This window comes from Ferrovibrio xuzhouensis, assembly GCF_042648965.1.
Lineage (GTDB): Bacteria > Pseudomonadota > Alphaproteobacteria > Ferrovibrionales > Ferrovibrionaceae > Ferrovibrio > Ferrovibrio xuzhouensis.
Map to the genome: position 1 here is coordinate 357522 of NZ_JBHRYJ010000001.1, position 26302 is coordinate 383823.

General features: G+C 66.0%; 23 protein-coding genes and 1 riboswitch. Of the genes, 12 read left to right on the top strand and 11 right to left on the bottom strand.

The features are described from left to right. Window positions 1-203 precede the first annotated feature (203 nt). The 6 genes from ACFOOQ_RS01700 to ACFOOQ_RS01725 all read right to left on the bottom strand — a co-directional run bounded on the left by ACFOOQ_RS01700 (window position 204) and on the right by ACFOOQ_RS01725 (window position 7122). Complete coding sequence (locus ACFOOQ_RS01700) at window positions 204-740, bottom strand: chemotaxis protein CheW (protein ID WP_379720829.1); 537 nt, start codon at window positions 738-740, stop codon at window positions 204-206. A 230-nt stretch (window positions 741-970) separates the two neighbouring features. Continuing rightward, window positions 971-2518, bottom strand: coding sequence for an acetolactate synthase large subunit (locus tag ACFOOQ_RS01705; protein WP_379720832.1), 1548 nt, complete (start codon window positions 2516-2518; stop codon window positions 971-973). Window positions 2519-2610: 92 nt separating this feature from the next. Continuing rightward, on the bottom strand, window positions 2611-4542 hold the full coding sequence (locus ACFOOQ_RS01710) for a methyl-accepting chemotaxis protein (protein WP_379720835.1): 1932 nt from the start codon (window positions 4540-4542) through the stop codon (window positions 2611-2613). Between the two features lie 45 nt (window positions 4543-4587). After that, window positions 4588-5190 (bottom strand): hypothetical protein, encoded by a 603-nt coding sequence (locus ACFOOQ_RS01715; protein ID WP_379720838.1) that lies wholly within the window; start codon window positions 5188-5190, stop codon window positions 4588-4590. A gap of 286 nt (window positions 5191-5476) precedes the next feature. Next, window positions 5477-6532, bottom strand: a complete 1056-nt coding sequence (locus ACFOOQ_RS01720; protein ID WP_379720841.1) for a cyclase family protein — start codon at window positions 6530-6532, stop codon at window positions 5477-5479. 35 nt (window positions 6533-6567) lie between these two features. Then, a complete protein-coding gene (locus tag ACFOOQ_RS01725; protein WP_379720844.1) occupies window positions 6568-7122 on the bottom strand; it encodes an Mpo1 family 2-hydroxy fatty acid dioxygenase in 555 nt (184 codons plus the stop codon). A gap of 181 nt (window positions 7123-7303) precedes the next feature. Beyond that, window positions 7304-7410, top strand: a riboswitch (glycine riboswitch). A gap of 167 nt (window positions 7411-7577) precedes the next feature. Here ACFOOQ_RS01725 and gcvT point away from each other — a divergent pair. From gcvT to ACFOOQ_RS01750, 5 genes are all read left to right on the top strand, one after another. Then, window positions 7578-8684, top strand: coding sequence for a glycine cleavage system aminomethyltransferase GcvT (gene gcvT, locus ACFOOQ_RS01730; RefSeq protein ID WP_379720847.1), 1107 nt, complete (start codon window positions 7578-7580; stop codon window positions 8682-8684). Between the two features lie 13 nt (window positions 8685-8697). After that, window positions 8698-9069: a glycine cleavage system protein GcvH gene (gene gcvH, locus ACFOOQ_RS01735; protein ID WP_379720850.1), complete on the top strand. Its 372-nt coding sequence runs from the start codon at window positions 8698-8700 to the stop codon at window positions 9067-9069. A gap of 19 nt (window positions 9070-9088) precedes the next feature. After that, window positions 9089-10429 (top strand): aminomethyl-transferring glycine dehydrogenase subunit GcvPA, encoded by a 1341-nt coding sequence (gcvPA, locus tag ACFOOQ_RS01740; RefSeq protein ID WP_379720853.1) that lies wholly within the window; start codon window positions 9089-9091, stop codon window positions 10427-10429. Beyond that, the gene (gcvPB, locus tag ACFOOQ_RS01745; RefSeq protein ID WP_379720856.1) at window positions 10426-11994 is read left to right on the top strand and encodes an aminomethyl-transferring glycine dehydrogenase subunit GcvPB; all 1569 of its coding nucleotides are present in this window, start codon (window positions 10426-10428) and stop codon (window positions 11992-11994) included. Before gcvPA ends, gcvPB begins: the two co-directional genes overlap by 4 nt. A gap of 301 nt (window positions 11995-12295) precedes the next feature. Continuing rightward, on the top strand, window positions 12296-12709 hold the full coding sequence (locus ACFOOQ_RS01750; RefSeq protein WP_379720859.1) for a globin family protein: 414 nt from the start codon (window positions 12296-12298) through the stop codon (window positions 12707-12709). On the opposite strand, the gene ACFOOQ_RS01755 is transcribed toward ACFOOQ_RS01750, so the two are convergent. The 5 genes from ACFOOQ_RS01755 to ACFOOQ_RS01775 form a co-directional block, all read right to left on the bottom strand. Continuing rightward, window positions 12697-13008, bottom strand: a complete 312-nt coding sequence (locus ACFOOQ_RS01755; protein WP_379720862.1) for a hypothetical protein — start codon at window positions 13006-13008, stop codon at window positions 12697-12699. The two genes, ACFOOQ_RS01750 and ACFOOQ_RS01755, sit on opposite strands and share 13 nt — an antisense overlap. Before the next feature lie 25 nt (window positions 13009-13033). Beyond that, window positions 13034-14545: a bifunctional aminoglycoside phosphotransferase/ATP-binding protein gene (locus ACFOOQ_RS01760; RefSeq protein ID WP_379720865.1), complete on the bottom strand. Its 1512-nt coding sequence runs from the start codon at window positions 14543-14545 to the stop codon at window positions 13034-13036. Window positions 14546-14620: 75 nt separating this feature from the next. Continuing rightward, window positions 14621-15220 carry a glutathione S-transferase family protein gene (locus ACFOOQ_RS01765; RefSeq protein WP_379720868.1) on the bottom strand — a complete coding sequence of 200 codons (600 nt, stop codon included), beginning with the start codon at window positions 15218-15220 and terminating at the stop codon, window positions 14621-14623. Window positions 15221-15287: 67 nt separating this feature from the next. Beyond that, window positions 15288-15884: a DUF2238 domain-containing protein gene (locus ACFOOQ_RS01770; protein ID WP_379720871.1), complete on the bottom strand. Its 597-nt coding sequence runs from the start codon at window positions 15882-15884 to the stop codon at window positions 15288-15290. An 8-nt stretch (window positions 15885-15892) separates the two neighbouring features. After that, on the bottom strand, window positions 15893-17950 hold the full coding sequence (locus ACFOOQ_RS01775) for a methylmalonyl-CoA mutase family protein (RefSeq protein WP_379720874.1): 2058 nt from the start codon (window positions 17948-17950) through the stop codon (window positions 15893-15895). A 249-nt stretch (window positions 17951-18199) separates the two neighbouring features. On the opposite strand from ACFOOQ_RS01775, the gene ccrA reads away from it, so the two are divergent. The 7 genes from ccrA to ACFOOQ_RS01810 all read left to right on the top strand — a co-directional run bounded on the left by ccrA (window position 18200) and on the right by ACFOOQ_RS01810 (window position 26256). Continuing rightward, on the top strand, window positions 18200-19513 hold the full coding sequence (ccrA, locus tag ACFOOQ_RS01780) for a crotonyl-CoA carboxylase/reductase (protein WP_379720877.1): 1314 nt from the start codon (window positions 18200-18202) through the stop codon (window positions 19511-19513). 79 nt (window positions 19514-19592) lie between these two features. Then, on the top strand, window positions 19593-21293 hold the full coding sequence (locus ACFOOQ_RS01785; protein ID WP_379720880.1) for an acyl-CoA dehydrogenase family protein: 1701 nt from the start codon (window positions 19593-19595) through the stop codon (window positions 21291-21293). A gap of 87 nt (window positions 21294-21380) precedes the next feature. Next, entirely contained in the window at window positions 21381-21575 is a 195-nt protein-coding gene (locus ACFOOQ_RS01790) for a twin transmembrane helix small protein (protein WP_379720883.1), read from the top strand. A gap of 10 nt (window positions 21576-21585) precedes the next feature. Continuing rightward, entirely contained in the window at window positions 21586-22155 is a 570-nt protein-coding gene (locus ACFOOQ_RS01795; RefSeq protein WP_379720886.1) for a cob(I)yrinic acid a,c-diamide adenosyltransferase, read from the top strand. A gap of 242 nt (window positions 22156-22397) precedes the next feature. Beyond that, window positions 22398-23738: a flagellar hook protein FlgE gene (locus tag ACFOOQ_RS01800; RefSeq protein ID WP_379720889.1), complete on the top strand. Its 1341-nt coding sequence runs from the start codon at window positions 22398-22400 to the stop codon at window positions 23736-23738. 55 nt (window positions 23739-23793) lie between these two features. Further along, window positions 23794-25209: a flagellar hook-associated protein FlgK gene (flgK, locus tag ACFOOQ_RS01805; RefSeq protein ID WP_379720892.1), complete on the top strand. Its 1416-nt coding sequence runs from the start codon at window positions 23794-23796 to the stop codon at window positions 25207-25209. A gap of 3 nt (window positions 25210-25212) precedes the next feature. Then, the gene (locus ACFOOQ_RS01810) at window positions 25213-26256 is read left to right on the top strand and encodes a flagellin (RefSeq protein WP_379720895.1); all 1044 of its coding nucleotides are present in this window, start codon (window positions 25213-25215) and stop codon (window positions 26254-26256) included. The last annotated feature ends 46 nt before the right edge of the window (window positions 26257-26302 follow it).

The following is a 26302-nucleotide window of genomic DNA, read 5'->3' on the forward strand; positions in this document are numbered from 1 at the left end:
TTCGCAGCGCCGCTTCCCTAGGGGCAGTGTTTCACATCCGATGGGTGTTCCGCAAAGAATCTTATTCTACTATCGGATACAACCGATCCGGTACAACTGTTGATGATCAAAATATCGGCAATGCCACCACCGCACAGAAAAGCCCGGCAATCCTGCGATTGCCGGGCTTGTATCTGACCGCGAAGGAAAAAGCGGCCGCCGCCTCAGGCGGCTTCGGACACCGTCGGAACGCCACGGTTGAACAGCCGCGCCACATCGATCAGGGCGACCATGCGGTCCTCGTGGGTGGCCAGTGCACTGAGGAAATTGTGGTCGGCATCGGTGGCCGTCGCCGGCACCGGCTGCAGCGCGTCGTCGGCCAGCGCCAGGATGTCGGACACCGTATCGACCAGCAGGCCGCAGAACTGGTCGCCGATCTCGACCACGATCACCACATTGGCGCTGGTCGGTTCGGCGGCACCGGCCCCAAGGCGGACCCGCAGGTCGAAAATCGGCACCACGGCGCCGCGCAGGTTGATGACGCCGCGCACGAAAGGCGGCGTGTTCGGCAGCGGCGTGACTTCCGTCCAGGCGCGGATCTCGCGCACGGTCAGCAGGTCGAGGCCGTAATATTCGTTGCCGATGGTAAACGTGAGGATTTCCTGGCTGGTCAGGCCCGCCTTGACGGTCTGCGGCAGTTTCTCGCCTGCAGTCGTCGCCGGGCTGGTGGTGGCCGGGGTGGTGGTGGCTGGCATGGTCATGGCATTCTGCTTTCTGCCGAAATCCGGCGATGCCAGGCCTCCGCAGAGCGAAGGGCCGGCGCGGACCGGGTGGATCAGGATTTCAAACCGGGTCCCTCTGGCACCCACGCCTGCGTCGGGCAACCCCACCCGGCGCTTCAGGGACGCGCCGATTAGAACCCGAATTCCGCGATTTCGGCAAATGAAATCGGGCTGTTAACCCAATTTCGGTGCTGTTTTTTCAGTAACATTCACAGCACCAGTTCGATCAGGCGTGGTCCCTTTTCCCGCAGCGCGCCGCGGAAGGCCCGCGCGAAAGCGGCCATGTCGTCGACCCGCTCGGCCGCCACGCCATGGCCTTTCGCCAGGGCTACCCAGTCCGGGTTCGGACGATCAAGCGTCAGCATGTCTATGGCCCGCGGCCCCGGGTTGGCGGCCCCCACATTGGCCAGTTCGCCGCGCAGGATGTTGTAGGACCGGTTGGCGAAGATCACCACGGTGACATCGAGTTGCTCGCGCGCCATCGTCCACAGCGCCTGCAGGGTATAGAAGGCGCTGCCGTCGCCGGTCAGCGCCACCACCTTGCGGTCGGGACAGGCGATGGCGCAGCCGACCGCCATCGGCAGGCTGTAGCCGATCGAGCCGCCCATGTTCTGCAGCCAGTCGTGCGGGCCCGAGGCCTCGGAGGCGGCAAAGATGCCGCGCCCCGAGGTCAGCGATTCGTCCAGCACGATGGCATGATCGGGAATCAGCGCCGCCACGGCGGCGGCGATTTTCTCGAAAGTCGGCGCGCCGTCCGGCAGGTCCGGCTTGGGCAGGGCCGGCGGTGCCGGCGCGGTCTTCGGCGCCTGCACGGCATCGGCCAGGCGTTCCAGTGCATCGAGCAGGTCATCGTCGACATCGGCCACCGGCGTGATGCGGCAGTGATCGGGGGTCAACAGGCTCGGCTGGCCGGGATAGGCGAAAAAGGCGACCGGCCGGCGCGCGCCGACCAGCACCATCTCGTCGGTATCCTTCAGGTAGGCGAGCGCCTGCTGCAGGATGTAAGGCACGCGACCGACGCGCGGCAGGCCGCCGCCGCGTTCCATGCGCGCGCTGGCACCCGGATTGGACAGCTTGCAGCCGGTGGCCGCCGCAATCCGCGCCGCCACCAGCAGGCAGGGCCGCAGCAGGGCGTGTCCGCCCAGCACCAGGATGCCGCGCGGGCCGGCTTTCTTCAGCGCCGCAGCGGCAGCGGCAATCGCGCTGTCGTCAACCTTCGCCCGCGGCGGCACCGGCAGGGCCGGCGCCGGACCGGTCACCTCGGTCCAGGCGGTATCCGCCGGCAGCACCATGGTGGCGATGCGGCCGGAGCCGCTGCGGGCCACCGAAACGGCTTCGGCACCCAGCTTGGGCACGTCATGCGCCGCCCTGGCCCGGCCGATCCAGGCCGAGACCGGCCGGGCGATGCCGTCGATGTCCGAGGTCAGCGGTGCGTCATACTGCAGGTGATAGGTGGCGTGTTCGCCGACCACGTTGACGATGCCCGACGCCGCCTTGCGCGCGTTATGCAGATTGGCGACGCCGTTGGCGAGGCCGGGGCCGAGATGCAGCAGGGTGGCCGCCGGCCGGTGTGACATGCGCCAGTAGCCGTCGGCAGCACCGGTCACCACGCCTTCGAACAGGCCCAGCACGCAGCGCACGCCCGGCACCTGGTCGAGCGCCGCGACGAAATGCATCTCCGAGGTGCCCGGATTGGCGAAGCAGGTATCGACCCCCGACGCCAGCAGCGTGCGGACAAGGCTTTCGGCGCCATTCATTCCCGGTTTCTCCTTGCTGAACAGGGCCGCAATCAAACCAGATCGCGGTCCGCCTCAGCAAGGCGGGGCGGCGGGATTTATCGGCGCCCCGCCTAACGCGCGCCGTCGGTGCGGAAGAAAGCGACGAGGCCCGCGAGTTCGACGGCCTGATTGGCGAGCGCCTGGGCCGAGGCTGAGGTCTGCTCGACCAGGGCGCCATTCCGCTGCGTCATTTCGTCCATGCTGCCCACGGCCGTGTTGACCTGGTCGAGGCCGGTGGCCTGCTCGCGGCTGGCTGCCGCGATCTCGGCGACGATGTCGCTGACCTTCTTGATCGCGGTGACGATCTCGGTCAGCGAGGCGCCGGTCTGGTTGACCAGCCCGGCGCCGGTCTTCACCTGCGCATTCGATTCGGAGATCAGCGCCTTGATGTCCTTCGACGCATTGGCCGAACGCTGGGCCAGCGCGCGGACTTCCTGGGCGACCACGGCAAAGCCTTTGCCCGCTTCTCCCGCGCGGGCCGCCTCCACGCTGGCGTTCAGCGCCAGCAGGTTGGTCTGGAAGGCGATCTCGTCGATCAGGCCGACGATATCGGCAATCCTGCGCGCACTCTCCTCGATCTGCGTCACGGCCGTCACCGCATCGGCGACCACCGAACCGCCGCGATCGGCGGTATCGCGGGCGGCGACCGCAAGCTGGTTGGCGGCCTGGGCATTGTCGGCATTCTGTTTCACCGTGGTGGTGATCTGGTGCATCGACGCCGCCGTCTCCTCGATGGAAGCCGCCTGCGACTCCGTGCGACTGGCGAGGTCCTGACTGCCCGAGGAAATCTCGCCCGAGGCATCGCGGACCGTCCGGCTGGTATCGACCAGCCGGCCGACGATATCGGTCAGCTTGCCCGCCATGTCGTTGGCGTCGCCCTGGATGCGGGCAAACACGCCGGCAAAATCGCCGCTGATCCGCTTGGACAGATCGCCATCGGCCATCGCCGCCAGCATCGTGCTGATCTGCTGCAGCGAGCGGTCGGTGACATCGAGCAGCCGGTTCATGCCCTCGCCGATGCGCTGGGTGGCACCGCGCAACTCGCCCGTGGCGATCCGCTGCCCCAGATCGCCGCCGACGGCGGCTTCAAGGACCTGGGCCACGGCATGATCGAGCAGCTGTTCCTGGCGCTGCCGTTCGGCTTCGGCCTGCTCGCGCTCGGCCAGCTGGCCGGCCTGGGCGCGGGCGCTTTCATCCTGCAACTGCTGGTTCCGGACGATCTGCTGCTTGAAGACATCGAGACTGCGGGCGATATCGCCGACTTCGTCGCGGCGACCGGTGCTCGGGATCACCGCATCCTGCCGGCCGGCGATCAGGTCGCTGATGGTGGCGGACAGATTCCGCAGCGGGCGGCTGACCAGAAGCTGCGTGCCGAGGACCAGCGCCAGCAGCAGCGCCGCCAGCAGCGCACCACCGGAAATCATCGCCTGCTTCTGTTCGGCCGCAAGCGCCGCATTGAGATCCTGCAGACTGAAAGCCAGCATCAGGGTGCCGACATAATCCTTTTCGCGTCCGGACTGAACCGGCACCGCCATGATGTAATGGTCCTGGCCATCGGAATAGGCCACGGTCTTGCCGGCCTTGGTTTCGGCTTCAACGGCCGGCTTGAAATCGCTGACCAGTTCCTCATGAACCGGGAACCGCTTGCCCTCGTACTTGACGACCAGCTCGCGCTTGAGGTTGAACACGGCGGCATTGGCCAGCGCACTGCCGCCGAAATCCGCCACCCCTTCCAGGGTCGGGGTGATCGTCTCCGGCTTGTTCCAGCGCACGCCGCCGGAAATCTGCTGCGCCACCAGACTGGCGATCTGCAGGTTGGCATCGCGGAAATCCTCGACGGCGTTCTGCTGCCGCTGGCTGATCTGCAGCATCACGGTCAGGCCGACCGCGATGCAGACAATGACCGCAATCAGCAGGCCGAGTTTCTGCGACAGCGACAGGCGCAGCCCGCCCCGTGTCGTCCCCGCTTTGGGCGGGGACGAGGCCAGAATTGCACTTTGCATGGTGTGTCTCCCGATCGAAGCCTGCCGGTGGTGAGCGCGGCCGGCTTACATCTCCATCAGCATTTCGACATCGAGACCGACCGTGACGGCGCCGATGACCTTGCCGGACGCCGGATCGACGACCGACATGCTGACCTGGGTCTGGAATTTCTGGGTCGACTCGTCCTGGTCGACCTTGTCGACGAAAATGGCATTCGGTCCGACCGAATAGGTCTTCTGCCACTTGGCCTCGTCACCCTGCCAGTAATCCGAGGTGACATCGGATTGGCCGACATTGAGGCCCTTGTCGTCCATCACGAAGATTTCCGTCACCAGGCCCTTCGAGTCCGCTTCTTTCTTTTTCAGATAGGCCGACAGCGGATTGCCGATGACGGAGTCGATCAGTGGTTTGGCGCCCGCCTTCGTCTCGGCGCGCCACTGCTTGTCCAGCGCATCGATCTTGTCCTGTGCCAGCGAAGCATGCTTGGCATTCTGCGCCTTGATGGCGTCGATCACGACAGGATCCGCCATCCAGCCCTTCAGGGTTTTCTGGGCCCAGGCCGTTGCCTTCGGCACATGGTCCTGCGCCCTGGCGCCCTGCGCCACGCACAGCGCCAGGGATACCGCTATGGCGGCGGCGGCGATGCGGATGCGGTGATGGATTGTCATGGCCTTCTCCCCTTCTGGTTTCTTCACCCGTTGCGGGTGCGGTGGCGCCAACCAGGACGCGGGCCTATTGCCCTATGAATGCGTCCGTGTTGCGCAGTCTACGATTGCGACATTGGCACAACCGCAAAACCAGCAGGAGTAAATATTCAATAACGGATAAAACTTCGTCCGACGCGCCACCATGAAGGGTGGATGCAGCGCACACCGCAGGCATGCGCTGAGTCACGCGCGTTAAAGCTCAGTAGACGGACAAGAATGCTCTGCTGTCAGACAGCAGGCGCGCGCATCACACCGTGGCGATCGGCGAGGCCGGCGAACCGACCGCACCGGTCAGGCGCAGCGGCGGTGCCGTCAGCATGAAGCGGCTGCGGCCATGCTGTTTCAACCAGGCCGCCAGGTCCGACAGATACCACAATTCGCCGAGCGGAATGCCGAGCTTGAACAGACAGTGTTCATGCAGCGGCAGCATCGCATGACTGCCCTCGACAGGCCCAGAATCACTTTCTCGGGCGGGCAGCCCCTCGACGGCGTAGTTGTCGGCAATCAGGCAGCTCAGACCACTGTCGGTGATCCAGTTCAGCAGCTTCGTATCGCGGCCATCGAGCACGGCGCAGGAATTTTCCAGCCGGTGCAGGTCGGGCTTTTTCTGCATCGCCATCACCACGTCGCCGAAGCCGGTGTAGAGGCAGAGCATGTCGCCCTGCTCGACCGCCACCTTCTGCGCCTCGATCAGGCGCATCAGCAGGTCGTAGCCGACCCAGTCGCGCTTGTCGCCGACTGCGTCCTTCAGGTTGACCAGTACGCCGCGGCCCTGCATGCCGTGGCGAGCGAAATTGTGGATGCCGAGCGCCTCGGTCCCCGGCGACGGAAAGCGTTCCAGGCGCGGTTCGCCGATGTTGCGATCCGGCACATCGGGAATATCGCTGCCGCCGCGCCAGCCGTTGTAGAAGACGCGCTCCGGCGTGCCGTCGCCATCGGCATCGAACATCGAGCCGATATGGGCGAAGCTGTCCCACTGGGTCGAATACTGCAGGTACAACAGCGCCGCATCGTCGCTCGACACATCGGTGACATGCGGATCATACATCGACAGTGGCAGCGCCATGTTCGGTCGCCCTTCGCGCACCACGGCAAACAGCTGCGGCGGGAAACGGCGCGGGTTGAGCAGGTTGCCGCCGGGATATTCCAGCGGCAGCGACAGGCAGAAGCTGCGCCCCTCCTTCACTTCTGCCGCCCCCTGCTTCACCTTTTCCGCGGTGATCAGATTGACGCGGCCCAGCCGGTCGTCCGGCCCGAAATCGCCCCAGGTCGACCCTGCGGGCCGCTTCTTCCAGCGTGACATGAACCCTCTTGTCCGTTCCGGCTCTCTCGTAATGCTCAGACGGCACGCGCCTGCATGGCACCCACCGAATAGTCTCTCCAGCGCGCTTCGACCGCGTCATGCAGGTCACGCTTCAGCCCGGCGGCAAACACGCTCTCCGCCACCAGGAACATCGGCCCGATCAGGGCCTGCAGCAGGTTGTCGGCCAGCGCCGGCCGGCGGCCCTCAAAGACATGGCCGACCAGCTGGAACACCCAGCCGCCGGCAAAGAAGACAGCGAAAACGATCCAGCCGGTGGTCGCCCCCTGCAAGGCAACCTGCTCGGCTACCAGCATGAGGACGAAGGCGACCAGCACCATGATGCCGCCGATGGTGCGGTCGAGCCAGAGATAGAAGCCGCCGGTCACCAGCCACAGCAGGGTGGCCGCCGTGATCACCCGCTCGCCGGCCCAGAGGTCGGCGACCGGCAACCAGTGCAGCGGGATGAAAATGGCGAACACAATGGCCGGGATGCCGATGAAATGGGTGGCCCGGTTGCGGCCGTCCCGGTGATAGGCGGAATACATGGCCATCTGCTTCACGAAAAACGGATTGATAGCGGGTCTGTCCATGGCGGTTTCCTCCGGAACATCTCGCTGCCGCGACTCGCACCGAGTCGCCGCTTTTTGTGCTCCTGTGGATAAGCCTAAGGCGCTCTAAACCTTTGTCAATCGGGGTTTTCCCGGGCTTCCGCGGCGTCAGCCCGATTCAGTTTGACTCTGTTGCACCGCAGCCTATTCTCGCGGCGTCGCATTCAGTCCGGCGGGAGAGCCGTCAGACCCGGTCTTTATATACGGGAATGACGCGCCGAAGGAGCAACCGCCCCGGAAACTCTCAGGCCAACGGACCGCACGGGCTGGCGACACTCTGGAAAGCGGATCGGGAGTCCAACCCCGGTCCCACCGAAGGAGTAAGTGGGCGGCAAATCTGCCGTGACCGCGAATCTCTCAGGTCCCGGGACAGAGGGGGCGTCAGGCGAAACCATCCGCCTGGACGACTCTGACTCTGTTCTGAAGGGACCTTTCGCTTGGGCGATACAGCCGAAACTCTCAAAGTCACGCCGTTGCATGCGCTGCACAAGGAACTTGGCGCGCGCATGGTCCCCTTCGCCGGCTACGACATGCCGGTGCAGTATCCGGCCGGCATCCTCACCGAACACAAGCATACCCGCGCCGCCGCCGGCCTGTTCGACGTCTCGCATATGGGCCAGGTGCGCATCACCGGCGCCGATCCGGCCAGGGCGCTGGAGGCCCTGGTGCCCGGCGATCTCGTCGCGCTGGACGTCGGGCGCATGCGCTACACGGTCTTCACCAACGACAAGGCCGGCATCCTTGATGACCTGATGGTCAACAAGCGTGACCGCGACCTCTTCGTCATCGTCAACGCTGCTTGTAAAGAACAAGACATCAAACACCTGCAGGACCACCTCAAAGGCTGCGAGGTCGAGTATCTGGAAGACCGCGCGCTGATCGCCCTGCAGGGGCCGCAGGCAGTGGACGTCCTCAGCCGGCTCAACAGCGTGGTGCCGGCGATGAGCTTCGGCATGGGCGCAACGCTCGCGCTCGGCAAATACGAGGCCTTTGTCACCCGCTCCGGCTATACCGGCGAGGATGGCTGCGAAATCTCGCTGGCGGCCGACCAGGCGGAAGACTTTGCCCGCTGGCTGCTGGCCCAGCCGGAAGTGAAGCCGATCGGCCTCGGCGCCCGCGACAGCCTGCGCCTTGAGGCCGGGCTCTGCCTTTACGGCCACGATATCGACACCACGACCACGCCGATCGAGGGCGGCCTCGCCTGGACGATCTCCAAGCGCCGCCGCGAAGAAGGCGGCTATCCCGGCGCCGCCATCATCCAGAAACAGCTGGCCGAGGGCGTCGCCCGCAAACGCGTCGGCATCCAGCCCGAGGGCCGCGCCCCGGCCCGCGAGGGCACCGAGGTGCTGAACGAGGCGGGCGACAAGATCGGCGTGATCACGTCTGGCGGCTTCGGCCCCAGCGTCGATGCGCCCGTTGCCATGGGCTATGTCGCCACCGAATACGCCAAGGCCGGCACGCCGCTCGGCCTGCTGGTGCGCGGCAAGACCCTGCCGGCCAAGACCTGCCCCCTTCCCTTCATCACCAAACGCTACGCCAAGTAAGGAGACGACCAGAATGACCGTTCGCTACACCAAGGATCACGAGTGGGTCCGTCTCGACGGCGAAGTGGCCACCATCGGCATCTCGGATTACGCGCAGAGCCAGCTCGGCGACGTGGTCTTCGTCGACCTGCCGGCGCCGGGCAAGAAAGTCGCCGCCGGCGACGAGGTTGCCGTGGTCGAATCGGTCAAGGCGGCATCGGAAGTCTACGCGCCCATCGGCGGCGAGGTGGTCGAGGGCAACCAGGCCATCGCCGATGATCCGTCGCTGGTCAACCGCGAGGCGCAGACCGGCGGCTGGTTCGTCAAGCTGAAGATCGCCGACAAGGCCGAGCTCGATGCCCTGATGGACCAGGCCGCCTACGACGCTTTCCTGAAAACCCTCTGAACTTAATTAGGAGCGCCCGATGCGCTATCTTGGTCTGACCGAAGCCGACCGCCGCGACATGCTGGCGGTGATCGGCGCGCCCGGCATCGATGCCCTGTTCAGGGATGTGCCGGCCGGTGCGCTGAATGCCGCCATTGACCTGCCGCCGCACCAGGGCGAACTGGAAGTCGAACGCCAGTTCATCCGGCTGGCGAAAAAAAACCTGTCGCCGTCGGAAGTGCCCTGCTTCCTCGGCGCCGGCGCCTATCGCCACCATATCCCGGCCGCCGTCGATCATCTGATCCAGCGCTCGGAATTCCTCACCTCCTACACGCCCTACCAGCCCGAGATCAGCCAGGGCACCCTGCAGTATCTGTTCGAGTTCCAGACCCAGGTGGCGATGATCACCGGCATGGAAGTCGCCAATGCCTCGCTCTATGACGGCGCCACCGGCGCCGGCGAAGCGGTGCTGATGGCCCAGCGCGTCACCAAGAAGACCAAGGCCATTCTGTCCGGCGGGCTGCATCCGCATTACCGCGATGTGGTCTCCACCCTGATGGACCAGACCGACCAGCCCCATGTCGCCGCCCCCGTCGATCTCAACGGCACCGAGGACCTCAGCGGCCTGATCGACGAGACCACCGCCTGCGTCGTCGTGCAGAACCCGAGCGTGTTCGGCCAGCTGCGCGACCTGTCCGGTCTCGCCAGGGCCTGCCAGGCCAAGGGCGCGCTACTGGTCGTGGTGGTCACCGAGGTCACCTCGCTCGGCCTCGTCACCCCCCCGGGTGCCATGGGTGCGGATATCGTCGTCGCCGAGGGTCAGGCCATCGGCGTGCCGCTCAGCTTCGGCGGGCCTTACGTCGGCCTGTTCGCCACGCGCGAAAAATACGTGCGCCAGATGCCGGGCCGGCTCTGCGGCGAGACCGTCGACCAGGACGGCCGCCGCGGCTTCGTGCTGACCCTCTCGGCGCGCGAGCAGCATATCCGCCGCGAGAAGGCGACCTCGAACATCTGCACCAACTCGGGTCTCTGCGCGCTGGCATTCACCATCCATCTCAGCCTGCTCGGCGAGGCCGGCTTCACCCAGCTCGCCGCGATCAACCACGGCAAGGCGGTGCAGCTCGCCGACAGGCTCGCCACGCTCAAGGGCGTCGAGGTGCTGAGCGGCAGCTTCTACAACGAGTTCGCCATCCGGCTGCCGAAACCGGCAACCGCCGTGGTCGAGGCGCTGGCCGAGCGCGAGATCCTCGGCGGCGTGCCGGCGGCGCGGCTCTATCCGGGCAATGCCGCGCTCGAAAACGTGCTGCTGCTCGCCGTGACCGAGACCAATTCGGAAGACGACATGTCTGCCCTTGTCGCCGCGCTCCAGGAGGTGCTGTGATGCTGAACCGCCAGGGACGCCCGACCACGCCGAACCAGCAGGCCGAAAGCGATGCCGCCGGCACCATTACCGGCAACCGCGGCCTGCTGATGGAAGAGGCGCTGATCTTCGAACAGGGCGAGGCCGGCCGTACCGGCGTCGACCTGCCGGATGCGCCGAAAGTGCAGGATCGCCTCGGCGGCCTGAAGCGCCAGGGCCGCATCGGCCTGCCGGGCCTGAGCGAGCCGCAGGTGATCCGCCATTTCGTGCGGCTGAGCCAGAAGAACTATTCCATCGATGCCGGGCTCTATCCGCTCGGCTCCTGCACCATGAAGCATAATCCGCGGCTCAACGAAAAGGTGGCGCGGCTGCCGGGTCTGGGCGACATCCATCCGCTGCAGCCGGTCTCGACCGTGCAGGGCGCGCTGGAATTGATCGACCAGCTCGCCGGCTGGCTCAAGACGCTGACCGGCATGCCGGCGGTGGCGATGTCGCCGGCGGCAGGCGCGCACGGCGAACTCTGCGGCCTGATGGCGATCCGCGCGGCGCTGAAGGCACGCGGCGATGTGCGCAAGCGGATTCTTGCCCCTGAATCCGCCCATGGCACCAACCCGGCGACGGCGGCGATGTGCGGCTATACCGTCGATCCGATCCCGGCCACCGCAGACGGCCGCGTCGACCTCGCGGCACTGAAGGCCAAGCTCGGGCCCGACGTGGCGGCGATCATGCTGACCAACCCGAATACCTGCGGCCTGTTCGAGCGCGACATCAAGACCGTCGCCGACCTGATCCATGGCGTCGGCGGCTTCTTCTACTGCGACGGCGCCAATTTCAATGCCATCGTCGGCAAGCTGCGGCCGGGCGACCTCGGCATCGACGCCATGCACATCAACCTGCACAAGACCTTCTCGACGCCGCACGGCGGCGGCGGCCCGGGTTCGGGCCCTGTCGTCCTCTCGGATGCGCTCAAGGACTTCATGCCGCTGCCCTACGTCATCCACGATGGTGTCGGCTACAGCCTGGTCGAGCAGGATGGCGGCAGGAGCTTCGGCCGCATGAAGGGCTTCCACGGCCAGATGGGCATGTTCATCCGCGCGCTCGCCTTCATGCTCAGCCATGGCGGCGACGGGCTGAAGCGCGTCTCGGAAGACAGCGTGCTGTCGGCCAATTACGTGATGGCCTCGCTGAAGGACATCATGAGCCCGAGCTTCGAGGGCCCCTGCATGCATGAGGCGCTGTTCGACGACGACTTCCTGAAGGAAACCGGGGTGACCACGCTCGATTTCGCCAAGGCGATGATCGACGAGGGCTATCACCCGATGACGGTCTACTTCCCGCTGGTCGTGCATGGCGCCATGCTGATCGAGCCGACCGAGAGCGAGAGCAAGGACAGCCTCGACATGTTCATCGCCACCTTGCGCGGCCTCGCCGAGAAGGCGAAACGGGGCAACCAGGCGACCTGGTTCCAGGGCGCGCCACGGCTGACCCCGCGGCGGCGGCTCGACGAAACCCGCGCCGCCCGCAGCCCCGTGCTGCGCTGGAAGCCCGGCACCAACGGCGCCCCGGTCGGCCAGGCGGCAGAGTAAGCCGCACCACGGCCTGTAACGCGAACCGCCCGGTCAGCAATGGCCGGGCGGTTTTTCTGTGCCCGACAAAATGGCGTCCGCCTGCGAAACGGGCAGGACGCATGCGGCACACAATCCGTCGCCATGCCCTAGCTCCTTGAGTCTGCTCGGCATCCACCGCTGGCATGCCGCCTGCATTGAAAGACGCGAAGCCGATGCCGGCTTCATGGCAACGCTGCCGACACGGTCCCGTGCGATCTCCGCGCCGGACCGGATCGGTGGCGTTTTTTGTGTGCGGACCCCCAGCCGGAGACATTGCCCCATGACGCCCGAACAAGCCCAGCTGGTGAAGCAGAGCTTCGCCAAGGTCGCGCCGATCGCCGAACAGGCGGCCGGCCTGTTCTACACCCGCCTGTTCGAGACCGCGCCCGAGGTGAAGCCTTTGTTCAAGGGCGACATCAGGGAACAGGGCCGCAAGCTGATGGCGACCATCGGGTTGGCGGTCAGCAGCCTCGACCGCCTGCCGCAACTGGTGTCCGTGGTACAGGATCTGGGGCGCAAGCATGCCGGTTATGGCGTGCGCGACGACCATTACGACACGGTCGGCGCCGCACTGTTATGGACGCTGGAACAGGGCCTCGGGCCGGATTTCACACCGGAGACCAAAGCCGCCTGGACCGAGGTCTACGGGATTCTGGCCGGGGTGATGAAAGAAGCGGCGCGTCAGCCGGCCTGACGGTGCACCAGCAGGCGCAGCAGCAGCCAGGCCAGCAGCGCGAAGCCGAGGCCGGGCAGGATCATGCTGGTGCCGACATAGTCCCAGTTGACCGCGCAGGTATAGGGGATGGCGCCGCCGCGGCTCATGTCGATGGGCAGCAGGCCGCCGACTGCCGGCGTGCACAGGCCCATCGGCTCGTAGCCCTGGGTGCGCAGCATCAGGATGCCGAACAGGACCACCGGCAGGCCGATGCCGAGCAGGAGACTGAGAAAAATACGTCCCGGCGCCGTGCGCGGCGGGACAGACAGAAACGGCATGACCGGCTCCCGGTAAAAGCTGTCCTTATTGTACCGGCGTTACCGGCTGCCGCCAACCGGGCGGCAGGGCTTGCAGGGCGGCCGTCACCGTGGCCTCGATGCTGCCGGCGGCATCAATGCGCCGCCAGCCGGCCGGCGGTTCCAGAGTCTGCGCCTGCCAGCGCACCACATCGGCGGTGGCATCCGAGGCATCATTCTGCCGTGCCGCGATCCGGCCGGTCAGCACCGCTTCCGGCGCCTTGAGCCAGAGGCCGGTAAAGCCGACGCCGGCCTCGGCCGCCAGCGTGGCGGCGGCGCTGCGTTCCTCTTCGCGGCCGAACACGGCATCGAGGATGACCGGGCAGCCGGCCGCCAGCAGCCGGCGTGCCAGCGCGCCGAGGCGGGCATAGGTGCGGGCGCTGGCTTCCGCTGTATAGGCTGCGGCCGGCAGGCGATCGGTGACCGCGATGCCATGGAGCTGCTTGCGGATCACGTCGCTGCGCAGGATCACCGCACCGCAGGCTCCCGCAATCGCCGGCGCGATACCACGCGCCACCGTCGACTTGCCGCTGCCCGACAGGCCGCCGACGGCAAGCAGCCGCGCCGCCGCCGGCCGCAGGCAGGCGCAGGCCAGCGCCAGATATCTGCGCGCCTCGGCACGCCCCTCCGGCTGCAGCGCGGCGATATGGCAGCGGATCGCCGCCCGCAGCGCGATATAGGGCGGCAGCAACGGCAGCCCGTCATAGTCGCCGGTGATGTCGAGATAGCGGTTGAGCGCCCGGCTGGCGAGGTCGCGGCGATCATGGGCCAGCAGGTCCATCAGCAGGAAGGCGATGTCATACAGCGTGTCGCAGGTCGCCAGCCGGTCGTCGAATTCCAGGCAGTCGAACAGCACCGGATGGCCGTCGATCATGGCGATATTGCGCAGGTGCAGATCGCCATGGCCGTGCCTGATATGACCCGCGGCGTGGCGTCCGGCCAGCACCGGTGACAGGCGCGCCAGTTCGGCCGCCATCCGCTCGCGGTAGTCCTGCAGCATGCCGGCCGGCAGGCTGTCGGGTGGCAGCCTGAAGAAGGCGAGGTCGTTGACCGCCAGCGCCTCGGCCAGGGCGGCCTCGGCACTCACTGGCACCGGCTCGGCGGTCTCATGAAAGCTGGCGACCACGCCGGCCAGTGCTTCGACCATTCCGGCAGTCAACGCATCGCGGGCCAGCAGGCGATCGAAGGTCTGTTCCGGATCGAAGCGGCGCATCTCGACCAGCCAGTCGACCGGATCGCCGGCGCCGTCGAGCGACAGTTTGCCCGCCCGGTCGCGGCGGACGGCGCGGACGCCGAGATAGAGGTCCGGCGCGGTGCGGCGGTTGAGCTCGACCTCGCGCCGGCAGGCCTCATGCCGCTGATCGAGGCCGGAAAAATCCACATAGGGGAAGCTGACCGCCTTTTTCAGTTTCCAGGCACGATCGCCGCTCAGGAAAACACGCGAGATATGCGTCTCGATCACCGCATCCGGCGGCGGCACGAAGATGGTGGCGATATCGGGAGGATTTGCGTCAGCCATCTTGACAGTATGGCATCGGCCCGGTGGCAGAACTTTGACACAGCGCAAGGCCGCGGCGGATCAGGCCACGGCGGATTATACTGCCGGCGGCCGGGTTGCCTGCATGGCCGGCCGGGCGTCGAACACCGCGAACCAGCGCGCCAGATCGGGGTGACCGGCGCGCCAACCTTCGTCCGGGTTGCGGAAATCGAGATAACCGAGCGCGCAGCCAATGCTGATCTCGCCGATGGTCGGCGGCTCGGACAGGCTCTGCGCCTCGGCCTCAAGCGCCGCCAGCGTATAGGCGATCGCCTCGGTCTGGCGGGCGATCACGGCCGCGCCGCGCTGTTCCGGCGGCCGGCGCAGCTCGACGAAACGGCGCACCACCGCTTCGGCCAGTCCGTCACCAAGCGCCTGGCGGCGCAGGCTGCGCCAGCGCTTCGGCCCGCGCGGCGGAAACAGGCTGCCGCCGGCCTCGGCATCAAGGAATTCGCAGACCACCGGCGAATCATAGAGCGTGACGCCGTCGGGCAGTTCCAGCGCCGGCACCTTGCCGAGCGGATTGGCGATGCGCAGGGCCGGATCGGTCCAGGGATCGGTGGGGATCTGTTCGACCCGGTCGGCGAGACCGAGTTCCAGAATGCAGACGCGGGCCTTGCGGGCAAACGGCGATGTGGCGGCGAACCGAAGCTTCATCCGATTACTGTAACAACGCGACGCAACAGCGGCTATGCAACATCGACATGGCCCGGCTGCGCGCCGCTCAACCGCCCTTCACGCGCTGCATGGCGCGGTCATGCAATGGCCACAGCAGCAGCACCGCCAGCGCGCCGATCAGCGCCATCAGCATATCCGACTGGGTATCCCAGGGATCGCCCTGGGTGCCGAGGAATTCGTCGGCGCCCTGCCCCAGCGCCAGCGCCGCGCCCCATTCGACCAGCTCGTAAGCCGCGCTGATGGCGAGACAGATGCTGACGGCGAGGAAGGCGACCAGCCGGCCGCTGCCGATGCGGAAGACGCGAACCAGCAATTCGCGTGCGATGATGGCCGGCACGAAGCCCTGGGCGAAATGGCCGATCTTGTCGTAGGGGTTGCGCGACAGGCCGAAGGCATCCTCGATCCAGAAACCGAACGGCACCCGGGCATAGGTCCAGGCACCACCGGCCATCAGGATCAGGCCATGCACCATGATCAGCGCATAGGCGAGATCGGTGAAGCGGAAACGCTGCCGCGTGGCGAACAGGATCGGCCAGGCGATGATGGCAGGCAGCACCTCCATCAGCCAGGTGCCGCGGTCATAGGGCGCGAAGCCGCTGGCGATCAGGCCGAGGGCCCAGGCAACCGTCAGAATCCGGAACATACCGCTTATCAGGCCGCCTTGCTGAAGCGGCTGTCAACCAGCCGGGCGATCTCGCGCATGATCTGGGTCAGGTCGTAATCCTTCGGCGTGAACACCCCGGCAATGCCGGCCGCCTTCAGGCGCGCGGCGTCTTCCGGCGGGATGATGCCGCCGACGACGACCGGCACATCGCCGATGCCGTCTTTGCGCATGCGCTCCATCACTTCGGTGGCGAGTTCGACATGGCTGCCCGACAGGATCGACAGGCCGACCAGATGCACGCCCTCTTCCAGCGCTGCAGCGACGATCTGCTCGGGCGTCAGGCGGATGCCCTCGTAGACCACCTCCATGCCACAGTCGCGCGCCTTCACCGCGATCTGCTCGGCGCCGTTGGAATGGCCGTCCAGCCCCGGCTTGCCGACCAGCAGCTTGACCGGCCGGCCGAGCCGTTTCGCCACCGCCGCGACCTCGCCGCGCAGGTCGTCCATGCCGTCGTCGCTCAGCGCATTCGACGCCGCCGCCACGCCGGTCGGTGCGCGGTATTCGCCGAACACGCCGCGCAAGGTCGCCGCCCATTCGCCGGTGGTGACCCCGGCTTTCGCCGCGGCAATGCTCGGTTCCATGATGTTGCGGCCGTCTTTCGCCGCCGCCTTCAGGTCGGCCAGCGCGGCATCGACGGCCTGCTGGTCGCGCTGCGCCCGCCAGGCCTTCAGGCGTTCGATCTGCTCGGCCTCGGCGGCCGGATCGACCGTCATGATGGCGCCATCCTCGGAGCCGACCAGCGGCGAGGGTGCGCTTTCGGTGAACTTGTTGACGCCGACCACCGTAATCCCGCCGGTCTCGATGCCGCGCACGCGCGCCGTATTGCTCTCGACCAGCGCCTGCTTGAGATAGCCGGATTCGACCGCCGGGATGGCACCGCCCAGATCGGCGATGCGCTTGAGTTCGGCGCGCGCCGCCTGTTTCAGCTCCTCGACCTTGGCTTCGATGGCGGGATTGCCGTCGAACAGGTCGCCGTATTCCAGCAGGTCGGTCTCGTAGGCGACGATCTGCTGCAGGCGCAGCGACCATTGCTGGTCCCACGGCCGCGGCAGGCCGAGCGCCTCGTTCCAGGCCGGCAGCTGCACGGCGCGGGCGCGGGCCTTCTTGGACAGCACCACCGCCAGCATCTCGAGCAGGATGCGATAGACGTTGTTCTCCGGCTGCGGTTCGGTCAGGCCGAGCGAATTGACCTGCACGCCATAGCGGAATAGCAAGGCCCTGGGATCGGTGACGCCATAGCGCTCGCGGCCGATTTCCTCCCACAGGTCGACGAAGGCCCGCATCTTGCAGATCTCGGTGACAAACCGGATGCCGGCATTGACGAAAAAGCTGATGCGGCTGAAGGCCTGGGCGAAATCCTCCGGCGGCACCTGGCCGCTGTCGCGCACGGCATCCAGCACGGCAATCGCGGTCGCCAGCGCATAGGCCAGCTCCTGCACCGGGGTCGCGCCGGCCTCCTGCAGGTGATAGCTGCAGACATTGGTCGGGTTCCACTTGGGCAGTTCGCGGTAGGTGAAGGCGATCACATCGGTGATCAGCCGCATCGAGGCCGCCGGCGGGAAGATGTAGGTGCCGCGCGACAGGTATTCCTTGATGATGTCGTTCTGCACCGTGCCGTTCAGTTCGGCGCGGCTGGTGCCCTGCTCCTCGGCGACAGCGACATACAGCGCCAGCAGCCAGGCCGCCGGCGCGTTGATGGTCATCGAGGTGTTCATCTGGGCGAGCGGAATCCGGTCGAACAGCAGCCGCATGTCGCCGAGATGGCAGACCGGCACGCCGACCTTGCCGACCTCGCCGCGCGCCAGCACATGGTCGCTGTCGTAACCGGTCTGGGTCGGCAGGTCGAAGGCGACCGACAGGCCGGTCTGGCCGCGGCCGAGATTGGTCCGGTACAGTTCATTGGACGCGGTGGCCGAGCTGTGGCCCGAATAGGTGCGGAACAACCATGGCTTGTCGCGGGTGGCGGCACCCGGGGCATCCGCAGCGATTGTGCGAGTGCGAACAATCTTTGCGTCGGCGGGATCGGTCTGGCGAGTCGAAGTCATAATTTTATTCCATATCAAGTTGACGTAGGGTCATTATGTTGCCCCTTGCGTCACGGAGCCGAAATAACATAACCTCTGCTGCAATGCAAAACGATCTTGCCATTCTTTCGCTGCCGCGAAAAGATGGCAGTTGCGTTGCATATCGCCGTCTCGCAGCGCCGGCCAAGGCTAGTCCCGGTCGAACCGGCGCAACAAGAGAAGAAATTGCCCCGCCAGAGGGGGCCAGGGAAGCAAAAGAGGAGTTTCGCCATGTCGAATACGGGTGGGTCTGTAGTGGCGCTGCAGACCGCGGGCGGTGCCCCCGCCAAGGGCGGCTACAAGGATCTTTACGAGGTCGGCGAGATTCCGCCGGTCGGCCACGTGCCGAAGAACATGTATGGCTGGGTGATCCGCCGCGAGCGCCACGGTCCGCCGGAAGACTCCATGCAGCTCGAGGTCGTCCCCACGCCGGAAATCGATGCCGACGAAGTACTGATTCTCGTGATGGCCGCCGGCGTCAACTACAACGGCGTCTGGGCCGGGCTCGGCGTGCCGATCTCGCCCTTCGACGTGCACAAGGCGCCCTTCCATATCGCCGGCTCGGATGCCGCCGGCGTGGTCTATGCGGTCGGCCGCCGCGTCAAGCGCTGGAAGGTCGGCGACGAGGTCATCGTCCACTGCAATCAGGATGACGGCGACGACGAGGAATGCAACGGCGGCGACCCGATGAATTCGCCGTCGCAACGCATCTGGGGCTACGAGACGCCGGACGGCAGCTTCGCCCAGTTCGCCCGCGTGCAGTCGCGCCAGCTGATGCCGCGGCCCAAGCACCTGACCTGGGAGGAAAGCGCCTGCTACACGCTGACGCTGGCCACCGCCTACCGCATGCTGTTCGGCCATCGCCCGCATATCCTGCGGCCGGGCCACAATGTGCTGGTCTGGGGCGCCGCCGGCGGCCTCGGCTCGATGGCGATCCAGCTGATCGCGATTTCCGGCGCCAATGCGATCGGCGTGATCTCGGACCCGTCCAAGCGCGACTTCGTCATGAGCCTCGGCGCCAAGGGCGTGGTCAACCGCAACGATTTCGACTGCTGGGGGCAGCTGCCGCCGGTGCTGGATGCCGAGAAATACGGCGCCTACATGAAGAAGTGCCGCGAGTTCGGCAAAGCGATCTGGGAAATCACCGGCAAGGGCAACGACGTCGACTTCGTCTTCGAGCATCCCGGCGAACAGACCTTCCCGGTCTCCTGCTTCGTGGTGAAGCGCGGCGGCATGGTGGTGTTCTGCGCCGGCACCACCGGTTTCAACCTCACCTTCGACGCCCGCTTCGTCTGGATGCGGCAGAAGCGCATCCAGGGCAGCCATTTCGCCAACCTGCTGCAGGCCAGCCAGGCCAACCAGTTGGTCATCGAACGCCGCCTCGACCCCTGCATGTCGGAGGTCTTTGCCTGGGCCGACATCCCGCGTGCCCATACAAAAATGTGGAAAAACCAGCATAAGCCCGGCAACATGGCGGTGCTCGTCAGCGCCAAGACGCCGGGCCTGCGCACGATTGAGGATGCGGTCGAAGCGGGGAATTCCTAAACCCCTCTCGACGCTGACCGGCCGGCGGGAGCGATCCCGCCGGCCGTACTGCCCCCTTCAACACAGAGTCGCAAATCGTATGTCTGCTGCCCCCAAACTGCCTGCCGATTCCGTCAACCTGATCATCCCCGACCTGCTGCCGGCCTGCGTCACCGCGCTGAAGGCGGCCGAGCAGCTGCTGGGGACCGCCACCGCGGCGGTGGCCCAGCTGGTGCGTGGCGCCGATGGCCGCATCGACGCTGCCCGGCTGGAAGAGGAGCAGTTCGCCACCCACGGGCTGGCCTGGCTCGCCACCTATGTGGCGACGCTCAAGGAGACGCTGCACTGGGCCGAGCGCCTGCAGGGCGAGGACCGCCTGCGCGAACTGGAGCAGCTGATCCTGCAGGCCGGTTTCGGCGAATACCTTGCCCAGATCGCCGGCGGCATCCCGATGAGCCAGGTCGAGGTCTGCCGGCTGGCCGACCTCGGGGTGCCCGACGAGGCCCGCCAGGCCCTGCAGGTCCCGGCCGTCGTGCTGCTGACCGCGCGCGGCAACACGCCCGCGGTGCGCAGCCGCATCGCCGCCCTGATCCAGGACGGACTGGCGACCGGCGACTTCGGCGCGACCGGCCTCGACGAGACGATGACGATGGTACGCGAGCAGTTCCGCCGCTTCGGCGAGGACAAGGTGGCGCCCTTCGCCCATGACTGGCACCGCAAGGACGAGTTCATCCCGATGGCGGTGGTCGACGAGATGGCCGCGCTCGGCGTCTTCGGCCTGACCATCCCCGAGGAATACGGCGGGCACGGACTGGGCAAGATGGCCATGTGCGTCGTCTCGGAGGAACTCAGCCGCGCCTATATCGGCGTCGGCAGCCTCGGCACCCGGGCCGAGATCGCCGCCGAGCTGATCATGTGCGGCGGCACCGAGGAGCAGCGGCAGAAATGGCTGCCCAAACTGGCCGCCGGCGAAATCCTGCCGACGGCGGTATTCACCGAGCCCAACACCGGCTCGGACCTCGGCAGCTTACGCACCCGGGCGGTGAAGGACGGCGACATCTATAAGGTGACCGGCAACAAGACCTGGATCACCCATGCCGCCCGCACCGACCTGATGACCCTGCTGGTCCGCACCGATCCGAACGAAAAGGGCTACAAGGGCCTGTCGATGTTCCTGGCCGAGAAGCCGCGCGGCGACGATGCCAACCCCTTCCCGGCCGAAGGCATGACCGGCGGCGAGATCAAGGTGCTCGGCTACCGCGGCATGAAGGAATACGAGATCGGCTTCGACGGCTTTGCCGTGAAGGCCGAGAACCTGCTGGGCGGCCGCGAGGGCCAGGGCTTCAAGCAGCTGATGGAAACCTTTGAAAGCGCCCGCATCCAGACCGGTGCCCGCGCACTCGGCGTCGCCCAATGCGCGCTGGAACTCGGCCTGAAATATGCCACCGAACGGGTCCAGTTCGGCAAGCCGATCTACAGCTTCCCGCGCGTGCACGGCAAGATCGCCTGGATGGCGGTCGAGACCATGCTGGCGCGCCAGCTCTGCTATTTCGCCGCCCGCGAAAAGGACGAGGGCCATCGCTGCGACCTCGAGGCCGGCATGGCCAAGCTGCTGGCCGCCCGCATCGCCTGGGCCAATGCCGACAACGCCCTGCAGGTGCATGGCGGCAACGGCTATGCCGAGGAATACCCGATCAGCCGGGTCCTGTGTGACGCCCGCATCCTCAACATTTTCGAGGGCGCCGCGGAAATCCAGGCCCAGGTGATCGCCCGCCGCCTGCTGGAGGCCCGCAACGGCTGACCCTGCGGCAGCCGCCGCGACCGATTGCCGCGTGATCGGGCCACCAGGACGGTTTAACCCGGCCGGCCGGCGCAGTATCCTCGGTGCATGGAACACCTCGTCAAGGCCCTGATCCCGGTCTTCGCCATCGGCACCTTCCTGGTGCTGTGCGTCGGCATCTATTCGCTGTTCCGTGGCGGCAGCTTCAACCGGTCCTATTCCAACAAGCTGATGCGGCTGCGCATCGTCCTGCAATTCATCGCCATCATCCTGATCGCGGTGGCCAGCTTCGTGTTCCGCTGAGCCGCCGGCCATGGTCAAGCTCGACAGGATCTATACCCGCGGCGGCGACAAGGGCATGACCTCGCTGGGCAATGGCGAGCGGGTGCCCAAGCATGACTTGCGGGTCGAGGCCTATGGCGCCGTCGACGAGGCCAATGCCACCATCGGCTTGGCCCGGCTGCATACCGCCGGCATCGACCTCGACGCCATGCTGTCGCGCATCCAGAACGACCTGTTCGACCTCGGCGCCGACCTCTCGACCCCGGAGGACGAGGAAGGCCGCCGCCGGCCGCTGCGCGTCGACCAGGTCCAGGTCGACCGGCTGGAGGCCGAAATCGACGCCCTCAATGCCCGGCTGGCGCCACTGACGTCCTTCGTGCTGCCCGGCGGCAGCCCGGCCGCCGCCTATCTGCACCTGGCCCGCACCATCGTGCGCCGCGCCGAGCGCCTGGTCACTGCCCTGCAGGATGCCGAGCGGATCAACCCCGCCGCGCTCGCCTATATAAACAGGCTGTCCGACCACCTGTTCGTGGCCAGCCGGCATGCCAACCAGGACGGTGCCGGCGACGTCCTGTGGATTCCGGGCCTCAACCGCGGCTGAGCCGCGCCGGATTTTTCTCCTTTTTTCAGCAGTTTCCGCCCCCTGGGCGGCAGCCCCGACCCGGCAATTTCTGCCGTGCCGGGTCGCCCGCCATCGCCATGCGGCAGAAGTTTCCCAGTTACACGCCTGTCGTAATGTTACGAAATATTCTGAAATATTAATGCGTTAGGTCTCACGCAACGAACTGGCACGCCGCTTGCTCTGTTCTGGCCAAACCGGATTTCCAGCCAGGAGACAGTGTTATGACGATCAGTGGTGCGATGCAGACCGCGATTACCGGCCTGAACGGCCAGTCGACCGCGATCAGCTATATTTCGGACAACGTCGCGAACGCGAATACGAACGGCTACAAGAAGGTCGAATCGCGCTTCCAGACGATCGTGACCCAGTCGAGCGCCCAGGCGAACACGCACTCGCCAGGCGGTGCGATCAACCAGCCCTTCTTCGCCAACAACACCCAGGGCTCGATCCAGCAGGTGTCATCCACCACCTCGATCGCGGTGGTCGGCGGCGGCTTCATCCCGGTCTCCAAGAAGAACGGCGAGAATGCCTCGACCGGCCTGCCCACCTTCGAGACCACCGGCTATTACACCCGCGTCGGCGACTTCAACCAGAATGTCGACGGCTACCTGGTGAACTCCTCGGGCTACTTCCTGCGCGGCTGGTCGGTCGACCCGACCACCAACGTGGTGGATACCTCGTCGACCCAGGAAGTGCGTGTCTCCAACCTGCTCGATGCACCGGTCGCCACCACGGTGGTCGACTATGCCGCCAACCTGCCCTCCAACGCCGTCGACCCGACGACCAGCGCCCTGCCGGCCACCCTGTCGACCAGTTCGATCCAGATCTTCGACTCGCTGGGCAACGCCCGCACGCTCGACCTGAACTGGACCCGCATCGGCACTAACACCTGGACGCTGCAGGTCGGCGCCACCGGCGCCACCGTGTCTTCGTTCGGCCCGGCAACGGTCAGCTTCGGCGGCACCGTCGGCGGCACCACGGTTTCGCCCGGCACCATTTCCGGCCTCACCACTGGCGGCGGCCTGACTGCCTCGGCGGCAGGCGCCATCGACGACGATGCCTCCTTCTCGTTCAACCTCGACTACGGCTCCGGCACGCAGGCCATCCGGCTCGACCTCGGCTCCTTCGGCAACTCGATCGGCACCACGCAGTATGCCGGCGACACCCTGACCCTGAATGACTTCAGCCAGAACGGTGTGCCGCAGGGCAACTTCAAGAGCCTTGCCATCGACCAGGACGGCTTCGTTTCGGTGACCTTCGACAACGGCAACGTCAAGAAGTTCTACCAGATCCCGATGGTCAAGTTCCGCGATCCGACCGAGCTCGACCGCGTCAACGGCAATGCTTTCGTTGAAACCCCCGGATCCGGCGCGGCGGTGCTGGTGCAGTCAGGCTCCAGCGGTGCCGGCGACTATGTGTCGGCCGCAGTCGAAGGCTCCAACGTCGACATCGCGGAGGAATTCTCCAAGCTGATCGTCGCCCAGCGTATCTACTCGGCCAATGCCCGCATCATCACGGCATCCGACGATCTGCTGCAGGAGACGATCAACATCCGCCGCTAAGTGATCTGCCGGCGACGCAGAACGCGTCGCCGGTCACCTAAAAGGATCCTGTGCCATGTCTCTCAGCGCCGCGCTTAATACTGCCGTCTTCGGCCTGCAGACCCTGCAGAACCAGACGCGGCTTGTCTCGGGCAACGTCTCGAACGCGCAGAATCCGAGCTACAGCCGCAAGGTTGCCGCGCTGACCACTCCGGCCAGCGACGGCTACCCCCAGGCCGCGCTGATTGCCAGCATCACCCGCGTGGTGGCACCCGAAGTGCAGGCCGACCTCTATGCCGCCGAGGCCGATTTCGGCCGCCTCGACAAGTCGCTCGATTATGCCAAGGGCCTGGCCGAGGCCCTTGATGCCACCACGACGACCGGCGACCAGCCGACCCTGCTGGCGATGATGACGCGTTTCGAAGATGCCTGGAAGCAGCTCGAAGCGACCCCGGAAGACGACGCCACCAAGAACCTGCTGGTCCAGCGCGGCATCGAACTGACCACCGAAATCCGCCGCCTGAACGGCCTGCAGTCCACCCTGCAGACCCGCGGCCAGCAGAACATCCAGACCGACATCGACGCGATCAATGTGTCCGCCGTCCAGATCGCCAAGCTGAATGCGCAGATCGCCTCGCGTTCCGCCGGCGGCGGCGAGGTTGGCGACCTTGAGGATCTGCGCGACGCCGAAGTGACCAAGATCGCCGACAAGGTCGGTATCCGCACCATCATCAACGACCGCAATGAACTGTTCATCTACACCGAAGGCGGCACCCAGCTGGTCGGCTCGGTGGCGCAGCAGCTGGTCTACACGGCCTCGACCAACACGATCACTGTGGCTGGCGGCACCGCATCGCTGAACAACGGCTTTCTCGACGGCTCGATCCGCGCCTCGCTCGACTACCTGGACAACAGCACCACGGCATTGAACAACTCCGACCCGAACGTCGGCATGCTGCAGAAATTCTTCAACCAGCTCGACGCATTCGCCGCCAACCTGGTCACGGTCATCAACAATGCCTATGACGACCCGGCCACCGGCGCGGTGGAGCAGTTCTTCGCCACCCCGACCGCCAATGCCGAAGCCGGCGACATCGACGTGCTCGCCGCCCTGAAGACGACACCGACCAATGTCGACGAGACCCGCGCCGGCGCCGTCCAGCAGGCGATGCGCACCACGGCGCTGACCAGCACGCAGATCAACCGCGCCGCCGATCCGAACGGTCTTTCGATCAATAACGTCAATATCTTCGACCTGGCCAACGGCGTGATGGCCTATCACGCCAAAACCGCAGCCGACAACGAGAGCGGCCGCGACACCGCCGAGCGGCAGCACAACGCGCTCGACCAGAAGTTCAAGAATCTGACCGGCGTCAACATCGACGACGAACTGGCCCAGCTGCAGATCCTGCAGAACAACTATGCCGCCCTGGCCAATGTCATGAACACGGTAACACAGATGTTCGACCAGCTGGTCAACATCGGGAGGTAAGTGATGGTTTCGGTCACCGGTTCTTCACAGCTCGCCCAGCAGCTTCTGTTCACCCGGAACATCTCGCTGCTGACCCAGCAGCTGAACAAGCAGAACGAACAGCTCGGTTCCGGCCGCTATGCCGGTGGCCTGATCGGCGTGTCGCAGCGGGCGCTGGAACTCGGCGACCTCAAATCCCAGCTCGGCACGGTCGACAACTACGTCAAGGGCGTGCAGACTGCACAGAATCGCGTCGCCCTCTATGCTACCACCATCGAAAAGATCATCGATATCGCGACCGATGCGCAGGATATGATGATCAAGAACCGCGATCCGTTCTTTGCGCAGACTGCGGCGCCTCGCGTGCAGGTCGAAACCCTGCTCGACCAGGTCGGCAGCCTGATGCAAGTCAAGGATGGTGCGCGTTACCTGTTCGGCGGCACCGACTACACCGTCAATCCGATCAATGGCCAGCTCTCCCAGTTGCCGACCGCCTATGCCGCCAACCTGGTGCCCGGCGCCGCCGGCTATCCGGTGCCCTTCGCGGCGGCGGCCACCGCCGGTGCCTATCCGCCGGCTCCCTATGCTGCGGCCACCGACTTTCTGCTCAGCAATACCGGCACGCTGGCCAACACCTACAACTATCAGGGCGTGCAGCTGTACTCCGACGACACCGAGCAGGTCTCTTACGGCGTGTCGGCGGCCGAAGGCGGCTTCCAGGAACTGGTCGATGCCCTGATGCGCTTCCGCGACGCCACCGCCGATGTCACCACCAATCCCAGCAACTACCAGGTGCGGGTCGACGATGCCCGGACGCAGCTTCTGACCGCAATCAACGACCTGAAGACCGTCGCCTCGCGCAACGGCTATGTGCAGCAGCAGCTGAAAGAGGTCCAGGACCGGCATGCCCATTCGCAGGATGTGCTGAAGACCCGCATCGGCTCGATCGAGAATGTCGACCAGGCTGCGGTTTCGGTGACCATCAAGAACCTGCAGAGCTCGCTGGAGGCCAGCTACGTGATCACCCGCGACACCCTGCAGCTGTCCCTGGTGAACTACCTCAAATAGCCGGTTTTCCACGCTGAATCGGAGCGCCGGCAGCAATCCGGCCGGT